This window comes from Ruegeria sp. AB6 (assembly GCF_056542685.1).
Genome location: NZ_JBQGAD010000002.1, coordinates 765,390 through 785,376 on the forward strand (window position 1 = coordinate 765,390; position 19,987 = coordinate 785,376).

The window sequence follows — 19,987 nt, forward strand, 5'->3', positions numbered from 1 at the left end:
ATTCACTCAGGGGTCATTTTAGCGTCAACTAGTGACCGTGCGTTACTTGTGACGAGTGTTAGGGGAATCTGTTGCCAAACTGTTACGATTCTCTGCCCGAACGTTCAGAAAGATACCTGAAAAAATCACAACGGCACCTAGCAGCGTCCAGTGATCCAGCGGTTCGTGGTAAAGAATCACCCCCACAATGGCAATTGTGGGGAGCCTGGCGAAGTCAAAAGGAACAACAACTGTAGCGGGCGCGATCGCCAGCGCGTTGGTAATGCAGAAATGCGCCAGAAGCCCTGCGAACCCCACCAACAATAAGAACGGGGCGGTCGATAAGGTGGGCAGAACCATCTGACCGTCAACGACTGAGGCGGCAAAACCCAGCCCGGTTTGAATGACCGTCAGCCAGAACATGATGCAGCCGATACTGGCGAATTTAGTGAGTTTCTTCGTTGAAATCGTCGTCAGTGCGAAAAAGATGGCAGAGAGAGCTGCGGCGATCACTCCTGCACTTAACGGCACCGCGCCAGGGCGTGCCACGATCAGGATACCGGCAAACCCGATCAGCGCCGACAGGATGCGTATAGTGGTCAAACGCTCGCCCAATAGAAGCGGCGACAGCAGGATCACCCAGATGGGCTGAGTAAACTCAAGTGCAAAAACCTGCGCCAGAGGCACGACCGACACCGCGTAGAACCAAAGGTTCTGTCCGGTAAAGTGCATCACGTTGCGCAGACTGTGCAGCCCCAGACGATGCACCGAAATCTGATGCCATTTTCCTGTCACTGTGAGAACAAGGCTTACCACGCAGATGCCCACAATGCTGCGGTAGAACATGATCTCGAATGTATCATGCGTGACGCTGAGTTCGCGCCCGGCCACGGCCATCGAGGAAAACGACGCAATCGCCCCCAGCATCCAGAGCGCGGCCTTGCCGATTTGCGGTCTGGAACTGTCCATGAAAAGCCCTGTCTGTTCTGGAATTTGTTGTCTTGATAAGTAACGGCAAATCGACCGACCAGAAACAAAAAAGCCGGGCAGAAGCCCGGCAATTTATCACTCCCATTCGATTGTGCCCGGAGGCTTTGAGGTGATGTCATAAGTACAGCGGTTGATGCCCTTGACCTCGTTGATAATCCGCGTGGCGGTCTCGCCTAGGAATTCATGGGTGAAGGGGTAATAGTCGGCAGTCATACCATCGACCGAAGTCACCGCGCGCAGGGCGCAGGCATAGTCATAAGTGCGCCCATCGCCCATCACGCCCACGGTGCGTACGGGCAGGATGGCCACGAAGGCCTGCCAGATCTCATCATAGAGACCATGTTTGCGAATCTGGTCGATATAGACGGCATCCGCCTCGCGCAGAATCTCCAACTTTTCGCGGGTGATTTCACCGGGGCAACGGATTGCCAGACCGGGGCCGGGGAAGGGGTGACGGCCGATGAAGCTGGCGGGCAGGCCAAGTTCACGGCCCAAGGCACGGACCTCGTCCTTGAACAGTTCGCGCAGGGGTTCAACCAGTTTCAAGCCCATTTTCTCGGGCAGGCCGCCGACATTATGGTGCGACTTGATCGTGACCGAGGGGCCGCCGGAAAAGGACACCGATTCAATGACGTCGGGGTACAAAGTGCCCTGAGCCAGGAACTCGGCCCCGTCGATAGTGTCGGCGTGTTTCTGGAACACGTCGATGAACAGCTTGCCGATGATCTTGCGCTTGGTCTCAGGGTCGGACTGGCCTTCGAGTTCGCCGAGAAACAGGTCGCTTTCGTCCGCGTGGATGAGTTGGATGTTGTAGTTGTCGCGGAACATGCCGACGACTTCCTCGGCTTCGTTCTTGCGCAGCAACCCGTGGTCGACGAACACGCATGTCAACTGGTCGCCGATCGCCTCGTGGATCAGGATCGCGGCGACCGAGCTGTCGACGCCGCCGGACAGTCCGCAGATGACCTTTTTGTCGCCAACCTGTTCGCGGATTTTCTCTATCATTTGTTCGCGGTAGGCGCCCATGGTCCAGTCGCCCTTGAACCCGGCGAGCTTCACGAAATTCTCGTACAGCTTCGCGCCTTTCGGCGTGTGATGTACCTCGGGATGAAACTGAACCGCGTAGAAGTGACGGCTTGCATCAGCAGTGATCGCGAAAGGCGCGTTAGGCGAGGTGCCGAAAACTTCGAACCCTGGTGCGATTTCGCTGACGTGGTCGCCATGGCTCATCCAGACCTGTTCGTCACCCTCGGCGAACCAGTCTTCGAGAATATCGAGACGGTTTTGCGGCGTCACGAAAGCACGTCCGAACTCGGCAGTGCCGTGGCCGCTTTCGACTTTGCCACCAAGTTGATGCATCATCACCTGCTGACCATAGCAGATGCCCAGAATCGGTACGCCATAGTCGAAAATCTCTTGCGGCGCGCGCGGAGAACCCTCGCGCGTCACGCTGTCCGGCCCGCCTGAGAAAATCACGGCCTTGGGCGCCATCTGACGCACGAAGTCCATTGTGACGTTCTGATAAGGGTGGATTTCGCAATAGACGTTCAGTTCGCGCAGGCGGCGCGCGATAAGCTGCGTTACCTGGCTGCCGAAGTCGATGATCAGAAGGCGGTCATGGGTGTCCTGGGTCATGGTTGGCTATTAGGTCGCAAGCCTTGCATGTGCAAGCGCAATGACGCCAATAATGCAGGCATGGCAACGGAAAAGGTCGCAAATGTCTGAAATCGAACTGCGCCCAGCGACTGTGGATGACACACAAGCGGTCACAGACTGCATCGCGGCTGCATATGCCACGGCCTTGCGCGACTTTCCGGACTTGCCGGATGTGACCGATGGTGTTGCCGAGGATATCGCAAACCAAACGGCCTGGGTGGCCGTGCAGGGCGGGGATATCATGGGCTTCATTGTTTTTGGTCAGGTTGATGTCGCGGTGATGATCTATAACCTTGCGGTTTCACCAAGCGCCCAGGGTAAAGGGTTGGCAACGCGCTTGCTCGGTGTCGCCGAAACCTCCGCTCGTGTCAGTGGGTTGAAGAAACTCAGGCTGCGAACTCATCGTTTGATGAAGCAGACTGTATCTCTGTATCTTCATATGGGTTGGGTGCAGCAAAAGGTGAGTGGAAACAGTGTTCTGATGGAAAAAACGCTGTTAGAATAGCAACCGGGTCCACCGCGTTGGCGCAAAGCAGATGTCGCTTTTCCCCCGATAGCGCCGTAATCCATATGCTTTTCCCGCTTTAGCTGCTGTACCAAAATAATCAAACCAACCAACAGACGGGATCTTCACATGGCTGAGGCAAACACCCGGCGCCGGGCAAGAGGTGGCGGTGGCGCCGCCCGCCGGGCCGAGCGCACCGCGGTACGTATCGAAACAGCAAAGTATATCGAACGCAACATTCCGAACTTCGAAGTTCTGAACGAAGAAGCGTTGCAGATCATCGAAACCAACGCCGAAACAATTCTGGCCGAGGTCGGTGTCAACTTTGTCGACAACCCCGCCGCGCTTGAGCGTTGGAAGAACGCCGGTGCCGATGTTGACGGTGAGCGGGTCCGCATCCCGCGTAGTCTGGCGCGTGAGTTGATCAAAACCGCTCCCAGCGAATTCACCCAGCACGCCCGCAACCCCGAGAAATCGGTGGTTATCGGCGGTCGCAATCTGGTTCTGGCCCCGGTCTATGGCCCTCCGTTCGTGCGCGACGCTCAGGGTGGCCGTCGCTATGCGACCATGGATGATTTCAACAAGTTCGTGAAATTGGCCTACATGTCCAAATGGCTGCACCACTCGGGCGGTACGGTCTGTGAACCCACGGACATCCCGGTGAACAAGCGTCACCTGGACATGCTGATGGCGCATATGACCCTGTCGGACAAGCCGTTCATGGGCTCGGTCACCGATCCCAGCCGCGCGCAGGATTCGATCGAGATGTGCGAGATCCTGTTCGGCAAAGAATTCGTTCAGGAAAACACGGTCATGACCTCGCTGACCAACATCAACTCGCCGATGACCTTCGACGATGTGATGATGGGTTCGCTTGAGGTTTATGCGGCCAATAACCAAGCCTGCATCATCTCGCCGTTCATCGTAGGCGGTGCGATGGCGCCGGTCTCGGTGGCTGGTACGCTGACGCAGGTTCTGGCCGAAGTGATGGCGGGTGTCGCCTACAGCCAGATCATTCGTCCGGGTGCGCCGGCGATCTTTGGCGCGTTTGTATCCTCGATCGACATGAACTCGGGCGCGCCGACCTTTGGGACGCCCGAAGCGTCGATGGTCACTTACGGTGCGGGTCAGCTGGCCCGTCGTCTGGGTCTGCCGTTCCGTTCGGCCGGGTCATTCTGCGGCTCGAAACTGCCTGACGCACAGGCCGCATATGAGACCGCGAACTCGTTGAACATGGGCCTGATGGCCGGTGTGAACTTCATGCTGCATTCCTGTGGCTGGCTAGAAGGCGGTTTGGTTGCCGACTTTGAAAAGTTCGTCATGGATGCCGATCAGTTGGGTGTTCTGCACGGGTTGGCCAAGGGCGTTGCCTATGACGATAACGCACAGGCAATGGATGCGATCCGCGAAGTTGGCCCCGGCGGTCACTACCTTGGCTGTGCCCACACACAGGCGAACTTCAAGGAGGCGTTCTGGAAGTCTGATCTGCTGGACTACAAACCGTTCGAAACTTGGGAAGACGAAGGTGGCCGCGACACGCGCCAGTTGGCGTCGTCGCGGGTTGAGCATCTGCTGGCCAACTACCAGCAGCCGCAGCTGGACCCCGGGATCCACGCGGCCCTGAATGAATATATCGAGAAGAAAAAGGCCTCCATGCCGGACGCCTTTGCTTGATTACTGATATTGCGCGGCGCGGCTGGCCTTGTACAGCTGCGCCTCGCCCAGTAGCGCGATCAGCAGGTCCAGATGACGGACCAAGGAATAGGCCGCATCTTCGGCAACTCGCTGCGCGTTGACCTCTCTCTCCATATCCATCAGCCGGATCAGCGCCGCGCCTGTTCCGGGCAGGGATCCGTAGCCCAGAATGCGCTGCAAGTGCCGATCCCGGTCATAGTCCTGCGCGCCGTGTTTTGCTGCCCGTGCTAACAGGCGAGGGCGGCGTAAAGCGGTAATCATGGTCATCAGATCTTGCATGGAAGGGGTCCTTTGTCTGAGTAAAAGTCTCCGTTTTTGTCACACAACCTAAGCGGGTGTTGCTTTAATTGCTTTCCCTCCGAACGATGGTTTCATGACTGTTTATGATTTTGAATCAAATCTGGTTCTTACCCCCGTTGGTTAACGAACGAGTAACGAAAGCGGCTCTAGTTAGAATTGGTTAACACATTCATCGGGGGCGATTGGAATCAGAATTGGATTGTCGACGAGGGCAAGTAACTATGGAAAATAACGTGGCTTTCACCATTCCGGCCTGGGTACCTGAGGGGGCGCAGAGATATCTGGCGCATACCGAGACCGGTCAGTCGATCCGCGACATTGCGCGGTCCGCGGGGTGCCATGCGTCGACCATACTTCGGCAAATACGCCGCGTTGAAATGCGGCGCGATGACCCGCTGGTGGATGCTGCCCTGCAATCCTTGGCCGAGACGCATTTCTCGGACACCTCCGAGAAGTTCCCAGCCGTGCATGAAGATCGGGTTGCTGCGGCCGAAGAAGAATTCTCGCGCGAGGCGCTGCGGGTTCTTAGGCGGTTATGCGAATCCGGGGCGGTGCTGGCCGTAGCCGAGGAAATGGATAAAGCGGTTGTGGTGCGCGACAGTGGCGACAATAGCGCGACCCGAACGGCGGTTGTGGACTGCAAGTTGGCGCAGGCGCTGGCGTTGAAGGATTGGATCGCCTGCGACAATCCCGGTCGCATTTCCCGCTACCGGATTTCATCGTCTGGGCGCACCGCGCTCAGTCAGTTGGTCGCCGAGGCCGAGAACAAGGCGCGCAGCCGCAACGACTTTGGAATGGCCGAGGCGCAGGCTCCGTTTCAAACGGCGTCGTCGCTGGCGCAGGTCGGAGCGGCTAAAACGGAAGGACGCCGTCGGATGCGCTATAGCGCGGCCGAGAGCCCACTGATCGCCCTGGCGCGCCGCCGGGACCGGGATGGGAAACCCTTTCTGGATGAAACCCTTGTCCGAGCAGGAGAGCGGTTACGCGAAGATTTCGAACTGGCCCAGATCGGCCCACAAGTGACGCAGAACTGGGATCATTTCCTGACCGCGGGTGGGCGTGGCAGCTTTGGTGCAGGTATGAAAGATGGACGCGGTTCTTCCGATGCGCGGGATCGGGTCGAATGCGCCTTGTCCGATCTGGGGCCAGGTCTAAGCGACGTAGCGCTGCGGTGTTGCTGTTATCTTGAGGGACTCGAACTTGCCGAAAAGCGTATGGGCTGGTCGGCGAGGTCAGGAAAAATCGTCCTGCGGATCGCGCTTCAGCGCCTAAAGCGCCACTACGAGGATCAGGCGGAAAAGAACCGAATGATCGGCTAGGGTAATAATTTGCCCTTGCGGTTGGGCGGTGTTGAGATAATCAATGGTTATGAATTTCACGCTCAGACAACTTCAATATTTCAATGCCGTGGCCGATCAGCGCAATTTTGGCCGGGCGGCGCAGATGTGCAACGTCTCGCAACCAGCCCTGTCGGTGCAGATCAAGGCGCTGGAGGAAACGCTGGGCGGCCCGCTGTTCGAACGGCAGGCTCGCGATATTCTGCTGACGCCGCTGGGGCGGGACGTTCTGGACTATGCGCAGCAGGTGCTGGGCGCAGCGGACCGGCTTGACCAGTTCGCGCGCGACCATTCAGGCGGGCACAGGTCTTTGTCTATCGGGATTATTCCCACCATCGCGCCCTATATCCTGCCGGGAGTTCTGGCAGGGCTTCGCGCCTCAGATGTCTCGCTACGGGTGCAGATTCGCGAGGCGCGCACGGACCGTCTATTGGCCATGCTGCGCGCTGGAGAAATCGACGCAGGCGTCATGGCGCTGCCGTCTGGCGGCAATGAGCTGTTCGAACTGCCCTTGTTTGAAGACCGCTTCTTGCTGGCAGGCAGCGCGGGTCGTTTGCAGACCATGAGGCAGGACCCCGAGGCGCTGCGCCCCGTCGATTTGCAAACCACGCAGTTAATGCTTCTGGATGATGGCCATTGCCTGACGGATCAGGCGCTTGAGGTCTGCGGGCAGGATCGCAGCAGTGGGTTGATTAATATGGGCGCGTCTTCGTTGGCGACTCTGTCAAGGCTTGTAGCCGAAGGATTCGGTTTGACGTTGATGCCGGAACTGGCAGCGAAGGCCGAAACCGGGGCGGTGCCGGGGTTAAAGCTACAACGGTTCGGCAAACCGCAGCCCTTTAGAACCGTGGGATTGGTCCGGCGCAGGTCTACCCGTGCCGAGGATTGGTTTGACAGTCTGGCCGATGTGATCCGTGTGGTCGGCGAAGACATCGTGTCGATTACGCGTATATAAATCCTGTCGGTCACGCGTACACAAAAAAGACCCGCCAAAAGGGCGGGTCGTTCCGACTTCAAAAGATGGACGCTCAGGCCAGCGCAGGTTCTTTTGCGTCTTCCAGATGCTGCATCAGCGTTTCCGGCGAGGATACGCCATATGGGTCCTCAGGGCAGTTATCCATCAGGCCGGGCTCTTCGAACCATGCGTCGACCACGCCATCATTGACGATGGCCGCATAGCGCCACGAGCGCATTCCGAACCCCAGATTGTCCTTGTCGACCAGCATCCCCATCTTGCGGGTAAACTCGCCCGAGCCGTCTGGGATGACTTTGACGTTCTTCAGCCCCTGATCCTGGGCCCATTTGTTCATGACATAGCTGTCATTGACCGACATGCAGTAGATCTCGTCGATCCCTTTGGCGATGAAATCGGCATAGCCGTTTTCGAACCCCGGCAGTTGGTAGGTCGAGCATGTGGGCGTGAACGCACCGGGCAGCGAGAACAGGATGACCCGTTTGCCTGCAAAGTAATCTGCGGTGGTCTTGTCTTCCCAACGGAAGGGGTTGGGGCCTTCCACGGCGTCATCGCGGACGCGGGTGTGGAACGTGACCTCAGGCAGTTTGGCACCGGATTTCATATTCATCTCCTGTGATTCATTGATGATTTTTCGGCTCTTTAAAAGAGTTCCACCCCCGCTTCAATCGGCCTTTTGCTGCAAGTGCGAATTTGCCTAATCTGCTGAAATCGTGCGGTGGTTCGCACCCAATCGCGTGTCGCAACTGTTGAATGCTGCGTCGCAAAAACACCAACGCATGGCGGATATGTCCCAGTGGCATGGTGCGGATCGTCAGACTATGTTAGACGACAGCAAATTGACCCAAAGTCAGGAAAGCCAGCCGTGCGTGATCTGAAGATCCCCGAACAACGTCACCCTGAAAAGGCCCATAAGCCCGATAATGCTCAGCCCAAGAAACCAAACTGGATTCGGGTCAAAGCGCCGGGCGGCAAAGGTTATGCGGATACGCGGCGGATCATGCGGGACAACAACCTAGTCACCGTCTGCGAAGAGGCAGGTTGCCCCAATGTTGGTGAATGCTGGAGCCAAGGCCACGCCACCATGATGATCATGGGCGAAATTTGTACTCGAGGTTGTACCTTCTGCAACATCGCTACTGGCCGACCGGATGCGCTGGATGTGTTCGAACCGGGCCGTGTGGCCCATGCGGTTGAAAAGCTGGGGCTGAACCACGTGGTGATCACCTCGGTGGATCGCGACGATCTGGCCGACGGTGGGGCAGACCACTTTGCCCAGACCATCCGCGCGGTGCGGCATCGCTCGCCCAAGACGACGATCGAGATTCTGACCCCGGACTTTCTGAAATGCGAGCCATCGGTTCTGGAAGCTGTGGTCGAGGCGAAGCCGGATGTGTTCAACCATAATCTTGAAACCGTGCCGGGTCTCTACCCTGAGGTGCGCCCCGGTGCCCGCTATTTCCATTCTTTGCGCTTGTTGCAGCGGGTCAAGGAACTCGATCCGTCGATCTTTACCAAATCCGGCATCATGGTTGGGCTTGGTGAGCAGGAACAAGAAGTGCGGCAGGTGATGGATGATATGCGCGCCGCCGATATCGACTTTCTGACCATAGGTCAGTACTTGCAGCCGACGCCGAAACACCATGCGGTGGATCGGTTCGTGACGCCGGAGGAATTCGCGTCTTATGAGAAAGCAGCCTATGGCAAAGGGTTCCTGATGGTCTCGGCCACGCCGCTGACCCGGTCGTCCTATCACGCGGGCGATGACTTTGCCCGCCTGCGCTCGGCGCGACAGAAGATGTTGGATCAGGGGTGACGCCCGAAACGCTGGCGCGACTGACCGCGCTGCGCCACGATCTGCACCGGTTTCCCGAACTGTCGGGACAAGAGAAAAACACAGCTGCGCGTGTAGCCGGTCTGCTGACCGATTTGGGCGCTGACGAAGTTCTGACCGGTATCGGTGGCCACGGCGTGGCCGCGATCTTCCAAGGCTCTGTACCCGGACCCACCGTCGCCATTCGGTGTGAGCTGGACGGTCTGCCGATTCAGGAACTGGGAGATTTGCCTTACAGTTCGCAGATCCCCGGCAAGGGGCATTTATGCGGACATGATGGCCATATGGTGATGGTGCTGGGCGTAGCTGATCATCTGGCCCAGGCCCCTCCGCAAAAGGGCCGTGTGGTGTTGATCTTTCAACCCGCCGAGGAGACCGGGCAGGGGGCAGTATCATATATGGCTGATCCTCAGTTTGCGCCAATCGCGCCGGACTTTGTATTTTCGCTGCACAACCTGCCGGGCCTTGCGCTAGGTGAGGTGCTGCTGTGTGAGGGCCCCGCCAACTGCGCGTCACGCGGGATGCGGGTGATGCTTGGTGGCAAGACCTCTCACGCGGCGGAACCGCAGGATGGAATTTCGCCGGCTGGAGCGCTCGCGTCTTTGATGCCGGAGCTTGCGGATCTAGGAACGGGCGGTGCATTGAATGCCGATTTCGCCCTGACGACCGTGACCCATGCGCGGCTGGGCGAACCCACATTCGGCGTCGCCCCCGGAGCGGCCGAACTGTGGGTGACGCTGCGCACCGTGTCTGACACCCGTATGAAATGCTTGATCGCCGAAGCCGAAGATCTTGTCACCCAAACAGCAGAAGCCCAGGGATTGGCGGTCAAGATCACTTATGAGGATGTGTTTGAGGCCTGCACAAACAATGCGCAAGCAGTGGCTGCGGTTGCCGAGGCTTGTGTCACGGAGGGCGTGCCTTGTACTCTCACGAATGAGCCTCAAAAGTTTTCCGAGGATTTCGGCCAGTTTGGCAAAAGCGCCGCGGCGGCGATGTTTTGGCTGGGTGCCGGACAAGCGCACCCGCAACTGCACAACCCGGACTATGATTTTCCGGACGCGCTGATCCCTGTAGGGGTAGATGTTTTCAGTGCAGTAATTCGATCTCTTGTAGGCCGAGCCCTCAGTTTACGAGATCACTGACAATTCCAACGGCATCAATAACTGTTTTTGTGTCATCGGATATCGACAGGATTTCGTCATCTACGCGGATATACCGCTGACCGGCGGGCAGGGGTTTCAACTTCCAGCCATCGAGGTCGTCAAGATAGTCAAAATCCAGTTCATTAGGGATTTTCTGACCTCGCGTGTAACGCTTGATCTGTCCGGGCGGTACACCGACGCCTTTATTTGTTTTTACCGACTTTTCAATTTTCGACTTGTCGGGGCCTTTACTTTTGCCCTTGTTGTCCTTTGCATCCGCAATTCCAACTGTTGCGGCTACCGCGCAAGCCGCCATAAGTCCAATAGACAGTGTTTTCATACGTAAAAAACCTCCCAAAGTACTCGAATGGTAGTCTCTTGCTGGGAGGAATGTCCAATAATATTCAAATAGGAGAATTTTTAGGAAGCTTAACCTCTGCTACTTGCACAAACTGGATAGGTCAGAGGGCCGCTCAGTCTTTGACAAATCGCACCTTGCCAATAAAGGGCAGGTTGCGATTGCGTTGCGCGTAATCGATGCCGTAGCCCACGACAAACTCATCAGGGATTTCAAACCCGATCCAGTCCGAGCGGAAATCGACCTCGCGGCGGCTGGGTTTGTCCAGCAACGCAATGGATTTCAGCCGCGCAGGCTTGCGGCTTTGCAGCAGTTTGGTAACGTGGTTCAGCGTGTGGCCGGTATCGACAATATCTTCAACCACCAACACATCGCGTCCTTCAATTGCGCCGCGCAAGTCCTTGAGAATACGTACTTCACGGCTGCTTTCCATTGAGTCACCATACGAGGACGCTTCGAGGAAATCGACTTCGATGGGCAGGTCCAATTCGCGCACGAGGTCCGCGATAAAAACAAAACTGCCGCGCAAAAGACCAACGACAACCAGCTTGTCGGTTGCGCCAAACTCGGCTGTGATCTCGCGGCACAACTCCTCGATCCGGGCGGCGATGGCCTTGGCCGAGATCATCTCATCTATCACATATGCGCGGTCTGTCATCACTGCCCCCTTGATCTTTGGCGCGCAACATACGACATGACGCGCCATTGTCACCTGCAAATAGCGGACCGCCATGCCGACCCATTCCGAGACACGTCACCTGCCGTATACCGCTCAGCAGATGTATGACCTTGTCGCGGATGTGGCCAAATACCCACAGTTTTTGCCGTGGTGCGCGGCGGCACGGATCAGGCGCACTTATGCGGCGGGCGAGGCCCAGGTGCTAGAGGCCGATCTTGTGATTTCCTTCAAAGTGTTCCGCGAACGGTTCGGCAGCCGCGTGACGCTACACGCCGAGGATCGCCGGATCGACACCGAGTATCTGGACGGGCCGTTCAAGTACATGCAATCCGATTGGCAGTTCGCGGACGCGCCTGAAGGGGGCTGCAACATCTCGTTTCATGTGGATTTCGAGTTCAAGAACGCCATCCTGCAGGGCATCATCGGCGTCGTCTTTAACGAAGCCATGCAACGTGTGGTCAAAGCCTTCGAGGCCCGCGCCGCAGATTTGTACGGCTAAGGCTTTACCCGACCCCGGCGCACGCTAGACTGCGCCGCATGAGTGATTTTACCAATACCTTGGCCAGGTTTGCTGCTGGGCCCGTTTCCACGTCGCGACAAGCCCGCATCGTGACGTCTTTGTCCGTTCTGGATTGGCTGGCCGTGGGGCGGGCTGGAGTAGACGAGCCCGTTTCGCAGACCGTGCGGGCCTTGGTTCTTGATGAGGGCGGCACCATGCAGGCCCATCTATTCGGCGGCGGGGCCGCGCCCTTACGCGGGGCGGCTCTGGTTAACGGGACGGTGTCGCATGCGCTCGACTATGACGACACACATTTCGCCCATATCGGCCATCCGTCGGTGGCCATTCTACCTGCGGCGCTTGCGCTTGGTGAATGGGACGACCGCATTCTTGTGGATGTTCTTGAGGCCGCTTTGGTGGGGATGGAGGTCTCAATCCGCGTGGGGCTGTGGTTGGGGCGCGACCATTATCAGGCCGGGTTTCATCAGACGGCTACAGCCGGCGCGTTTGGGGCGGCCGTAGCTGCGGGCCGTATTCTGCGGTTCGATGTGGATCAGATGCGCAAAGTTCTGGGTCTGTCGGCGACCCGCGCGGCGGGGCTCAAAGCGCAGTTTGGAACTATGGGTAAGCCCTATAACGCGGGGCTTGCGGCCTCGGCTGGCGTCGAGGCGGCTTTGCTGATCGCCAAAGGTTTTGATCCAAATGTCGAGGCTATGGAAGGCCCTTATGGGTTCGGCGCAACCCATCAGGGGCAAAACGATACGCAAACCGCGCTGGACCGCTTGGGCGAGGATTGGTTGTTCGAATCCGTCAGCCACAAGTTCCACGCTTGCTGCCACGGACTGCACGCAGCGCTGGAGGCCGCACGCACGTTGGACATCGCCGAACCCGAAGTGGCCGAGATCACGGTCAAGACCCATCCGCGATGGATGAGCGTGTGCAACCAGATTTCTCCGACAACTGGGCTGGGCGCAAAGTTCTCATATCGGACGGTGATTGCGATGCAGGCGCTGGGATACGACACCACGTTGCCCGACAGCTATTCCGAGAAGATATGTGCCGATCCGCGCCTGATCTCGCTGCGCGATCGCGTTACGGTCGAAGCGGATGAAACGCTGTCCGAGACGCAAGCCCACCTGACCCTGCTGCGCCGTGACGGCGCGCGCAAAGAGGCGAGCCATGATCTTCTGACCCCGATGCCCTTATCTGAGCGAGAAGATCGGGTGCGCGGCAAGGCCGCCAAACTGATCGGAGGTGACGAGGCGGACTCGATCTGGTCGATGCTGCGCACCGGAGGCCGCGCCCGCGATCTGGCGGCATTGCTAGAGGATTAGACCACGCGCCAATGCAGCAGGAATCCTGGGTCGAACACCGTGACAGGCCCGTCACCAGAGTCGATTTTTTCGGGATACACGACCGGTTCGCCCTTGGTCAGTGTGATCGTGTCCTCATTCACCGGCAGGCCATAGAAACCGGGGCCATTGAGCGAGGTAAACCCTTCCAGCTTGTCCAACGCCCCTTCACGGTCGAACATCTCGGCCACTAGTGACATCGTGTTTGTCGCGGTGAAGCACCCGGCACAGCCGCAGGCCATTTCCTTGTTCGCATCCGTATGCGGCGCACTGTCAGTACCAAGGAAGAACCGCGCATCGCCCGAGGTCGCGGCGGCCAACAGCGCCAGCCGGTGTTCCTCGCGCTTGGCGACGGGCAGGCAGTAGTAATGTGGCTTGATCCCGCCAACCAGAATATGGTTGCGGTTGATGATCAGGTGATGCGCCGTGATCGTCGCGCCCAGATCAGTACCATTGGCTTTGACATAGTCCACGCCGTTCGCGGTGGTGATATGCTCCATCACCACGCGCAAGCCGGGGGTCGATTTGCGGATCGGGTCCAGAACACGGTCGATGAACACGGCCTCGCGGTCGAAAATGTCGATCTCCGCATCCGTAACCTCGCCATGCACACACATGGGCAGGCCGATCTCGGCCATCTTTTCCAGTACTGGGCGCACCTTGTCGAAATCCCGCACGCCCGAGGCCGAATTGGTCGTGGCCCCTGCCGGATACAGCTTGCACGCTTTGATCAACCCGCTGGCATGAGCTGCGGCGACATCCTCGGCATCCGTGTCCTCGGTCAGATAAAGGGTCATCAGCGGCTCGAAGCTCATCCCGTCGGGCAGGGCGGCCAGAATGCGGTCACGATAGGCGGCGGCCTGATCGCCGCGCACCACGGGCGGTACAAGGTTTGGCATGATAATCGCGCGGGCGAAATGGCGCGCGGTTTCGGGCAGGACAGCTTCCAGCATCGCGCCATCGCGCAAATGCAGGTGCCAGTCGTCGGGGCGGCGGATCGTCAGGGTATCGGTCATGGCCCCCGGCTAGCACAGTGCGCGCAGCCGTGAAAGGCCCCGAATGCACGGCTGCCCCTTGTCAACATGCCCGAACGTCGTAACTCCTTGCAAAGCCCCGGTCTTGACGCGCGCGCGCCGTCGTGACCTCTTGTGCCCCGAGGGAGATCGCCATGACACAGCCAAATTCCATCGACGCCGTTCAGACCATGCTGGGCGATCAGGGCTATGTCTGCGGACGGGCCTTGGCCACGGTTGTCTTCCTGTCGCTGAAACTGGGCCGCCCGCTATTTTTGGAGGGAGAGGCCGGTGTAGGCAAGACCGAGATCGCCAAGGCGCTGGCCGCCGGGCTGAACCGCCGACTGATCCGACTACAATGTTATGAGGGGCTAGATGCGTCCTCCGCCGTTTACGAATGGAACTTCCCAGCGCAAATGGTAGCAATCCGCACAGCCGAAGCCTCAGGCGGCGCCGACCGGGGTGCCTTGCAATCCGAGTTGTTCTCGGACGACTACCTGATCGAGCGCCCGCTGCTGCAAGCTATGCGCCCGGACGAACACGGCGCGCCAGTCCTGCTGATTGATGAATTGGACCGCACGGACGAGCCTTTCGAGGCGTTCCTGCTCGAAGCGCTCAGCGATTTTCAGGTTACAATCCCCGAACTGGGCACCGTCAAAGCGCCGGAACCGCCCATCGTCATCGTTACCTCGAACCGCACGCGCGAGGTGCATGACGCCCTGAAGCGCCGTTGCCTCTATCATTGGGTCGACTACCCCGATTTCGAGCGCGAGATCGAAATCCTTCACGCCCGCGCACCCGAAGCGGCACAGGAGCTCAGTCGCGAGGTGGTGGCCTTCGTCCAGCACCTGCGCACCGAGGACCTGTTCAAGAAACCTGGCGTGGCCGAGACGATCGATTGGGCCAAATGCTTGCTGGCACTGGATGTCATCAACCTCAGCCCCGAAGTGATCGGCGACACGCTGGGCGCGATCCTGAAATACCAGGACGACATCCAGAAACTGCAGGGTTCTGAGGCAAAACGTATTCTGGACGAAGCCAAAGCCGGATTGGATGCCGCATGATCCTATTTAGACCGACAGGAGCGAAGGAGCTTGAATTGGTCAAGGAAAGCGGATGGAAAGTTTGGCCGCCTAGACTAGCTGACCAGCCAATTTTCTATCCGGTTACAACCTTCGAATATGCAGAAAAGATAGCGCGAGATTGGAATTCGGTTTTGCCCGCGCCTGACAATTGCGGTTTCGTTACCAAGTTCGAAATCACACACGAAGCAGAGAAGAAATACCCAGTGCAAGATGCTGGAGGCAAAGCACATACAGAACTGTGGATTCCAGCTGATGATCTGACTTGGTTTAATGGCCAAATACTTGGCAAGATCTGCGTTGTGGCTGGATATCGGAACGGACACGCAGTGACCTTGTCTGATCACCCACTCACTTTGGGATTCGCCTGATGCTTCTTCTGTTCAAAAATACCTCGGGGGTATGGGGGCAGAGCCCCCATGTAGAGTAATGGCCGAAGAGCTTCCGCTGGACATCCCCGACAACCCGAAACTGGCGCAGAACATCACCCATTTCGCGAGGGCGTTGCGTAAAGCCGGGCTGCCCATCGGTACAGGTCGTGTGGTCGATGCGATCCGTGCCGTACAGGCGGCGGGATTTTCTGAAAAACGGGACTTTTACTGGACCCTGCACGCCTGTTTCGTGAACCGTCCCGAACATCGCACAGTGTTCGCGCAGGTCTTTCGCATGTATTGGCGCGACCCGCGGTATATGGAGCATATGATGGCCATGATGCTGCCTGCGATCCGTGGTGTTCAGGAAGACCGCAAGGCCGACGCGGGCGAAAAGCGCGCGGCCGAGGCGCTGTTGGACGGTGTCGAACGCGATCAGCCAGAGACGCAAGACACGGGCGAAGAAACTGAGCTTGAGATCGACGCTTCTCAAACCGCCTCGACCGAGGAACGCCTGCGCAGTCTTGACTTTGAACAGATGAGCACCGCCGAGATCGCTCAAGCCAAGCGCATATTGGCCCGTATGACGCTACCCGTAAAACCAATCGAATCCCGGCGCGGTCAAGCCAGCCATATAGGGCAAAGGATCGACCGCGCCCGCACCTTGCGCGCCGCCATGCGCCAGGGCGGAGAGTTGCACGAAATCGCCCGTCAGAAACCCCGAACCCGCTGGCCAAATCTGGTGGTGCTGTGTGATATCTCGGGGTCGATGAGCCAATACAGCCGCATTATCCTGCATTTTCTGCACTCGGTCTCGAACGCGAAAGGCGCTGGATGGGCCAAGGTTCACGCGTTCACTTTCGGGACGCGGCTGACCAATATCACCCGCCACCTGCATCAGCGCGATGTGGACGCCGCTTTGGCCGCCGCTGGGGCGGAAGCGCAGGATTGGGAGGGCGGCACCCGCATCGGCGAATGCCTGCACGCGTTCAACCGCGACTGGTCGCGGCGCGTCATGGGGCAGGGTGCGGTGGTTCTGCTAATCTCGGACGGATTGGACCGGGGCGAACCGCAAGCGCTGGGAAAAGAGATGGAGCGTCTGCACCTTTCCGCCCGCCGTCTGATCTGGCTGAACCCACTGCTGCGCTGGGACGGGTTTGCACCTAAGGCGCAGGGCGTGGCCGCGATGTTGCCGCATGTGGACAGCTTTCGGGCCGGGCATTCGATTGCCTCGCTCGAGGAGCTGGCCGAGGTCATCTCGAAACCCGATGACATGGGTGAGAAAGCGCGGCTGATGACCGCGCTTTCGAGTTAGGGTTAACTCAGCTGTTCTTCATTGCACTTGCGGGCCATTTCCATGGCCTTGTAGGTGCCAGTCAGATCCACGGTGAAGGCAAATTCCTTCTCGGGGAAGACAAGCATCACCTTTTGCTTGGCAATGTCTTCAGCGAATTGGGGATCATTGGACAGAACGTAACCGCCCGAATACCCCTTGGTGATGTTGCCCTTCATGCCGGTGGCTTCACCGATATAGAGGTTGTCGCCCAGCAGAATTGCCACAGCCTCGGTATCGCCGCGCTTGATGTCGGTTTTTTCTTTGGTGAAGACGCCCACATAGCCAACGCCGCGATCTTCGGTTAGCCCCATCTGAACTACGTTTTCGGAGTCATCGATAGCCTCAATCAGGCAGGATTTCTTGTCCTGATCAATGAATACCTTCCAGCCCTCGACCTCGCCATAGCGCAGGAATGTATCTGCACTGACCGCCGTGGATGCCAAAAGTCCGATTGCTGTTCCGAGTGCAAAAATGCGTTTCAACTCTTTGTCTCCCTTGTGAAAATTAAATATGCGCATATTGGAATGCAGCAGATGTATGTGTAGGCTAGAATCTGCTCTGCAGACAATCAATGCTTTGCAGAAAATGGTAAAAACTCAGCCAATTCGCGCCGAAGCCTGACTGCCGCGTCTGACCTTAAAGTCGGGGTTCCTTTTCATCTGGCCAAACCTGCCTATGTTGGGTCAAAGCACTATGGGAGGGCGCAATGGACAGATTCGACAACAGCCCAGAAACTGCGCTGCGCTGGTTCAGCAATGGCAAAAAGGCCGCGCTCGCCACCGTGGTTGAGACTTGGGGAAGCGCCCCTCGCCGTGTGGGCGCGCAGTTGGTCATTGGCGGCGATGGTCGGATCGAAGGCTCGGTTTCGGGCGGCTGTGTCGAAGGCGCTGTGATCGTCGAAGCGCTTGAGGCCATAGATGAAGGCGAAGCACGTCTGTTGGAATTTGGTGTCAGCGACGAAGATGCGTTCGCTGTTGGTCTGGCCTGTGGAGGGACGATCCGGGTGTTGGTCGAGCCCATCGGAAGCGTTCTGCCCGAACCCATGCTTCGTGATCTGGTCGAGGCGCGGGCCGCGCGAGTACCACTCGCCTATGAGGTAAATGTCGAGACCGGCCACCGCGCGCTGCGTCGCAACGCGTATACCGACCGGCTGCGCATGGATCGCTCGGGGTTTGAAGAGGACGGCAAGACCTTTGTGGCCGTTCACAACCCACCTTTACGCCTGATTGTCGTGGGTGCGGTTCATATTGCGCAGGCGCTGGTGCCGATGGCACGGATTGCAGGGTATGACCCCGCGATTATCGACCCACGGGATGCTTTTGCGTCCAGCGCCCGTTTTCCGGGTGAAAACATACTGACCGATTGGCCGGATGAGGCTGTTGCCAAGCTGGGTCTGGATTCGCGCACCGCTGTGGTGTTGTTGACCCACGACCCCAAGCTGGACGACCCGGCACTGGAATCAGCGTTGGCTGCCGGGGTGTTTTACATCGGTGCTCTGGGCTCGACCCGGACCCATGCCAAACGCGTGACCCGTATGACCGAGGCCGGGTTCAGCGAAGATCAGATAGCTCGCATTCATGGACCGGTTGGTCTGGATATCGGGGCCGCCGATCCGTCCGAAATTGCAGTCGCCATACTGGCACAGATGACCGCCGTGTTACGGGGCAAAGCGTGAAGTTCGGTCCTGTCCCCGTTGCCGAGGCCGCTGGCGCGATCCTTGCCCACTCGATCAAGGTCGGTGATCGTAAGCTGCGTAAAGGCATCGCGCTGACGGCAGACCACATCAAAGACCTGACCGAGGCTGGCCTTGGCTCCGTCACTGTCGCGCAACTGGAACCCGGTGACTGTCACGAGGATGAGGCCGCCCGGATGTTGGCCGCCGCTCTGGCTCCGAACCCAACCGACGCGGGTTTACGCGTGACCCAACCTTTCACCGGTCGCGTGAACCTGCTGGCGGATGGACCGGGCGTCGCCGTGCTGGATGTTGAGGCGTTGGAGGCCTTCAATCGCGTCAACCCGATGATCACCGTAGCGACTGTTCCGCAATACCAGCAGATGGGCGAAGGCGGCATGGTGGCTACGATCAAGGTTATCTCTTATGCCGTGCCCGGAGGCGATGTGATGCACGCGGCACGTCTGGCGCAGGCATCGATCCGTATGGTCTCGCCGATCCACAAAACTGCGGGTCTAGTGGTGACTGATATTCCCGGCGGCCCGTCGAATGACAAAGGGATTGCCGCGATCAGGGGGCGTGTCGAAGCCTTGGGGATGGAACTGTCAGACGTTCGGATCGTCCCGCATCAGGCGGAACCTTTGTCCTTGGCTGTGTCCGACTCTGAAGGGGATATCGTTATGATCCTGACCGGCTCGGCCACGTCTGACGTGTACGACGTGGCACCCGAGGCGGTACGCGCCGCCGGAGGGCAAGTGGACCGGTTCGGAATGCCGGTCGACCCGGGCAACCTTCTGTTTCTCGGCGCGCTTGGCGACCGACCGGTGATTGGTCTGCCGGGCTGTGCACGTTCACCCGCGTTGAACGGCGCAGATTGGGTTTTGTCCCGCGTGGCCTGTGGGGTCGAAACAACAGGGCTTGATATCGCTGGAATGGGGGTCGGCGGCTTGCTGAAAGAGATCCCGACACGCCCGCAGCCCCGGTCTTCGCGAAAGCCCTGATGTGGTGGGCTCTCCCGACAATCCTCTGAACCGTCTCAGATTTTTGTTCTCAAATGAAAACCCGCGTGTTTAACTCGACCCGAGGAACAACACGAAACGGGAGGATTTCATGGCACAGGTTTCGATGACTGTGAACGGCGTAGCTGTGAGCGGTGATGTTGAGGGTCGGACGTTATTGTCTGGATTTTTGCGTGAACATTTGGGGATGAC

21 protein-coding genes and 1 pseudogene are annotated in these 19,987 nt (G+C 58.4%); 14 read left to right on the top strand and 8 right to left on the bottom strand.

Annotated features, from left to right (window positions below; all coding sequences use genetic code 11):
* Nucleotides 1-42: 42 nt before the first annotated feature.
* Together ACR0DB_RS07855 and guaA are read right to left on the bottom strand one after the other, a co-directional pair.
* The gene (locus ACR0DB_RS07855; protein ID WP_170788601.1) at nt 43-948 is read right to left on the bottom strand and encodes a DMT family transporter; all 906 of its coding nucleotides are present in this window, start codon (nt 946-948) and stop codon (nt 43-45) included.
* Nucleotides 949-1,044: 96 nt separating this feature from the next.
* Nucleotides 1,045-2,604 carry a glutamine-hydrolyzing GMP synthase gene (guaA, locus tag ACR0DB_RS07860; protein WP_480549932.1) on the bottom strand — a complete coding sequence of 520 codons (1,560 nt, stop codon included), beginning with the start codon at nt 2,602-2,604 and terminating at the stop codon, nt 1,045-1,047.
* 82 nt (nt 2,605-2,686) lie between these two features.
* On the opposite strand from guaA, the gene ACR0DB_RS07865 reads away from it, so the two are divergent.
* Nucleotides 2,687-3,130: a GNAT family N-acetyltransferase gene (locus ACR0DB_RS07865; protein WP_480549934.1), complete on the top strand. Its 444-nt coding sequence runs from the start codon at nt 2,687-2,689 to the stop codon at nt 3,128-3,130.
* A gap of 129 nt (nt 3,131-3,259) precedes the next feature.
* Complete coding sequence (locus tag ACR0DB_RS07870) at nt 3,260-4,804, top strand: trimethylamine methyltransferase family protein (RefSeq protein WP_480549936.1); 1,545 nt, start codon at nt 3,260-3,262, stop codon at nt 4,802-4,804.
* On the opposite strand, the gene ACR0DB_RS07875 is transcribed toward ACR0DB_RS07870, so the two are convergent.
* Nucleotides 4,805-5,104 (bottom strand): DUF6477 family protein, encoded by a 300-nt coding sequence (locus tag ACR0DB_RS07875; RefSeq protein ID WP_170769586.1) that lies wholly within the window; start codon nt 5,102-5,104, stop codon nt 4,805-4,807.
* A 242-nt stretch (nt 5,105-5,346) separates the two neighbouring features.
* On the opposite strand from ACR0DB_RS07875, the gene ACR0DB_RS07880 reads away from it, so the two are divergent.
* The gene (locus ACR0DB_RS07880) at nt 5,347-6,444 is read left to right on the top strand and encodes a DUF6456 domain-containing protein (RefSeq protein WP_170769587.1); all 1,098 of its coding nucleotides are present in this window, start codon (nt 5,347-5,349) and stop codon (nt 6,442-6,444) included.
* 49 nt (nt 6,445-6,493) lie between these two features.
* Nucleotides 6,494-7,417: a hydrogen peroxide-inducible genes activator gene (locus ACR0DB_RS07885; protein WP_170784640.1), complete on the top strand. Its 924-nt coding sequence runs from the start codon at nt 6,494-6,496 to the stop codon at nt 7,415-7,417.
* A gap of 73 nt (nt 7,418-7,490) precedes the next feature.
* On the opposite strand, the gene ACR0DB_RS07890 is transcribed toward ACR0DB_RS07885, so the two are convergent.
* Complete coding sequence (locus tag ACR0DB_RS07890; protein ID WP_480549938.1) at nt 7,491-8,039, bottom strand: redoxin family protein; 549 nt, start codon at nt 8,037-8,039, stop codon at nt 7,491-7,493.
* A 261-nt stretch (nt 8,040-8,300) separates the two neighbouring features.
* Between ACR0DB_RS07890 and lipA the strand changes: the two genes are divergently transcribed.
* Both lipA and ACR0DB_RS07900 read left to right on the top strand, forming a co-directional pair.
* On the top strand, nt 8,301-9,251 hold the full coding sequence (gene lipA / locus ACR0DB_RS07895) for a lipoyl synthase (protein ID WP_480549940.1): 951 nt from the start codon (nt 8,301-8,303) through the stop codon (nt 9,249-9,251).
* A complete protein-coding gene (locus ACR0DB_RS07900; RefSeq protein WP_480549942.1) occupies nt 9,248-10,414 on the top strand; it encodes an amidohydrolase in 1,167 nt (388 codons plus the stop codon). The genes lipA and ACR0DB_RS07900 overlap by 4 nt, the downstream gene beginning before the upstream one ends.
* Here the strand turns inward: ACR0DB_RS07900 and ACR0DB_RS07905 are convergent.
* Together ACR0DB_RS07905 and hpt are read right to left on the bottom strand one after the other, a co-directional pair.
* The gene (locus ACR0DB_RS07905; RefSeq protein WP_480549944.1) at nt 10,395-10,754 is read right to left on the bottom strand and encodes a hypothetical protein; all 360 of its coding nucleotides are present in this window, start codon (nt 10,752-10,754) and stop codon (nt 10,395-10,397) included. The genes ACR0DB_RS07900 and ACR0DB_RS07905 overlap by 20 nt on opposite strands.
* Before the next feature lie 133 nt (nt 10,755-10,887).
* Nucleotides 10,888-11,430, bottom strand: a complete 543-nt coding sequence (gene hpt / locus ACR0DB_RS07910) for a hypoxanthine phosphoribosyltransferase (RefSeq protein ID WP_170784648.1) — start codon at nt 11,428-11,430, stop codon at nt 10,888-10,890.
* A gap of 73 nt (nt 11,431-11,503) precedes the next feature.
* On the opposite strand from hpt, the gene ACR0DB_RS07915 reads away from it, so the two are divergent.
* Together ACR0DB_RS07915 and ACR0DB_RS07920 are read left to right on the top strand one after the other, a co-directional pair.
* The gene (locus ACR0DB_RS07915; RefSeq protein WP_480549946.1) at nt 11,504-11,950 is read left to right on the top strand and encodes a type II toxin-antitoxin system RatA family toxin; all 447 of its coding nucleotides are present in this window, start codon (nt 11,504-11,506) and stop codon (nt 11,948-11,950) included.
* A 38-nt stretch (nt 11,951-11,988) separates the two neighbouring features.
* Nucleotides 11,989-13,284: an MmgE/PrpD family protein gene (locus tag ACR0DB_RS07920; protein ID WP_480549948.1), complete on the top strand. Its 1,296-nt coding sequence runs from the start codon at nt 11,989-11,991 to the stop codon at nt 13,282-13,284.
* Here the strand turns inward: ACR0DB_RS07920 and pyrC are convergent.
* On the bottom strand, nt 13,281-14,318 hold the full coding sequence (pyrC, locus tag ACR0DB_RS07925) for a dihydroorotase (RefSeq protein ID WP_480549950.1): 1,038 nt from the start codon (nt 14,316-14,318) through the stop codon (nt 13,281-13,283). The two genes, ACR0DB_RS07920 and pyrC, sit on opposite strands and share 4 nt — an antisense overlap.
* A gap of 152 nt (nt 14,319-14,470) precedes the next feature.
* On the opposite strand from pyrC, the gene ACR0DB_RS07930 reads away from it, so the two are divergent.
* From ACR0DB_RS07930 to ACR0DB_RS07940, 3 genes are read left to right on the top strand one after another with little or no spacing between them, the layout of a single operon-like run.
* The gene (locus ACR0DB_RS07930; protein ID WP_170784656.1) at nt 14,471-15,379 is read left to right on the top strand and encodes an AAA family ATPase; all 909 of its coding nucleotides are present in this window, start codon (nt 14,471-14,473) and stop codon (nt 15,377-15,379) included.
* A complete protein-coding gene (locus tag ACR0DB_RS07935) occupies nt 15,376-15,768 on the top strand; it encodes an ADP-ribosylation/crystallin J1 (protein WP_480549952.1) in 393 nt (130 codons plus the stop codon). The genes ACR0DB_RS07930 and ACR0DB_RS07935 overlap by 4 nt, the downstream gene beginning before the upstream one ends.
* 58 nt (nt 15,769-15,826) lie before the next feature.
* Nucleotides 15,827-17,083, top strand: a complete 1,257-nt coding sequence (locus tag ACR0DB_RS07940; protein ID WP_480549954.1) for a vWA domain-containing protein — start codon at nt 15,827-15,829, stop codon at nt 17,081-17,083.
* 2 nt (nt 17,084-17,085) lie between these two features.
* Here ACR0DB_RS07940 and ACR0DB_RS07945 read toward each other — a convergent pair whose 3' ends face one another.
* Entirely contained in the window at nt 17,086-17,586 is a 501-nt protein-coding gene (locus ACR0DB_RS07945) for a hypothetical protein (RefSeq protein WP_170353103.1), read from the bottom strand.
* A 224-nt stretch (nt 17,587-17,810) separates the two neighbouring features.
* Between ACR0DB_RS07945 and ACR0DB_RS07950 the strand changes: the two genes are divergently transcribed.
* The 3 genes and pseudogenes from ACR0DB_RS07950 to ACR0DB_RS07960 form a co-directional block, all read left to right on the top strand.
* Complete coding sequence (locus tag ACR0DB_RS07950; protein WP_480549956.1) at nt 17,811-18,779, top strand: XdhC family protein; 969 nt, start codon at nt 17,811-17,813, stop codon at nt 18,777-18,779.
* Nucleotides 18,776-19,777 carry a molybdopterin-binding protein gene (locus ACR0DB_RS07955; protein ID WP_480549958.1) on the top strand — a complete coding sequence of 334 codons (1,002 nt, stop codon included), beginning with the start codon at nt 18,776-18,778 and terminating at the stop codon, nt 19,775-19,777. The genes ACR0DB_RS07950 and ACR0DB_RS07955 overlap by 4 nt, the downstream gene beginning before the upstream one ends.
* A 109-nt stretch (nt 19,778-19,886) precedes the next feature.
* A pseudogene (locus ACR0DB_RS07960) lies at nt 19,887-19,987 on the top strand ((2Fe-2S)-binding protein); the annotation flags it as partial.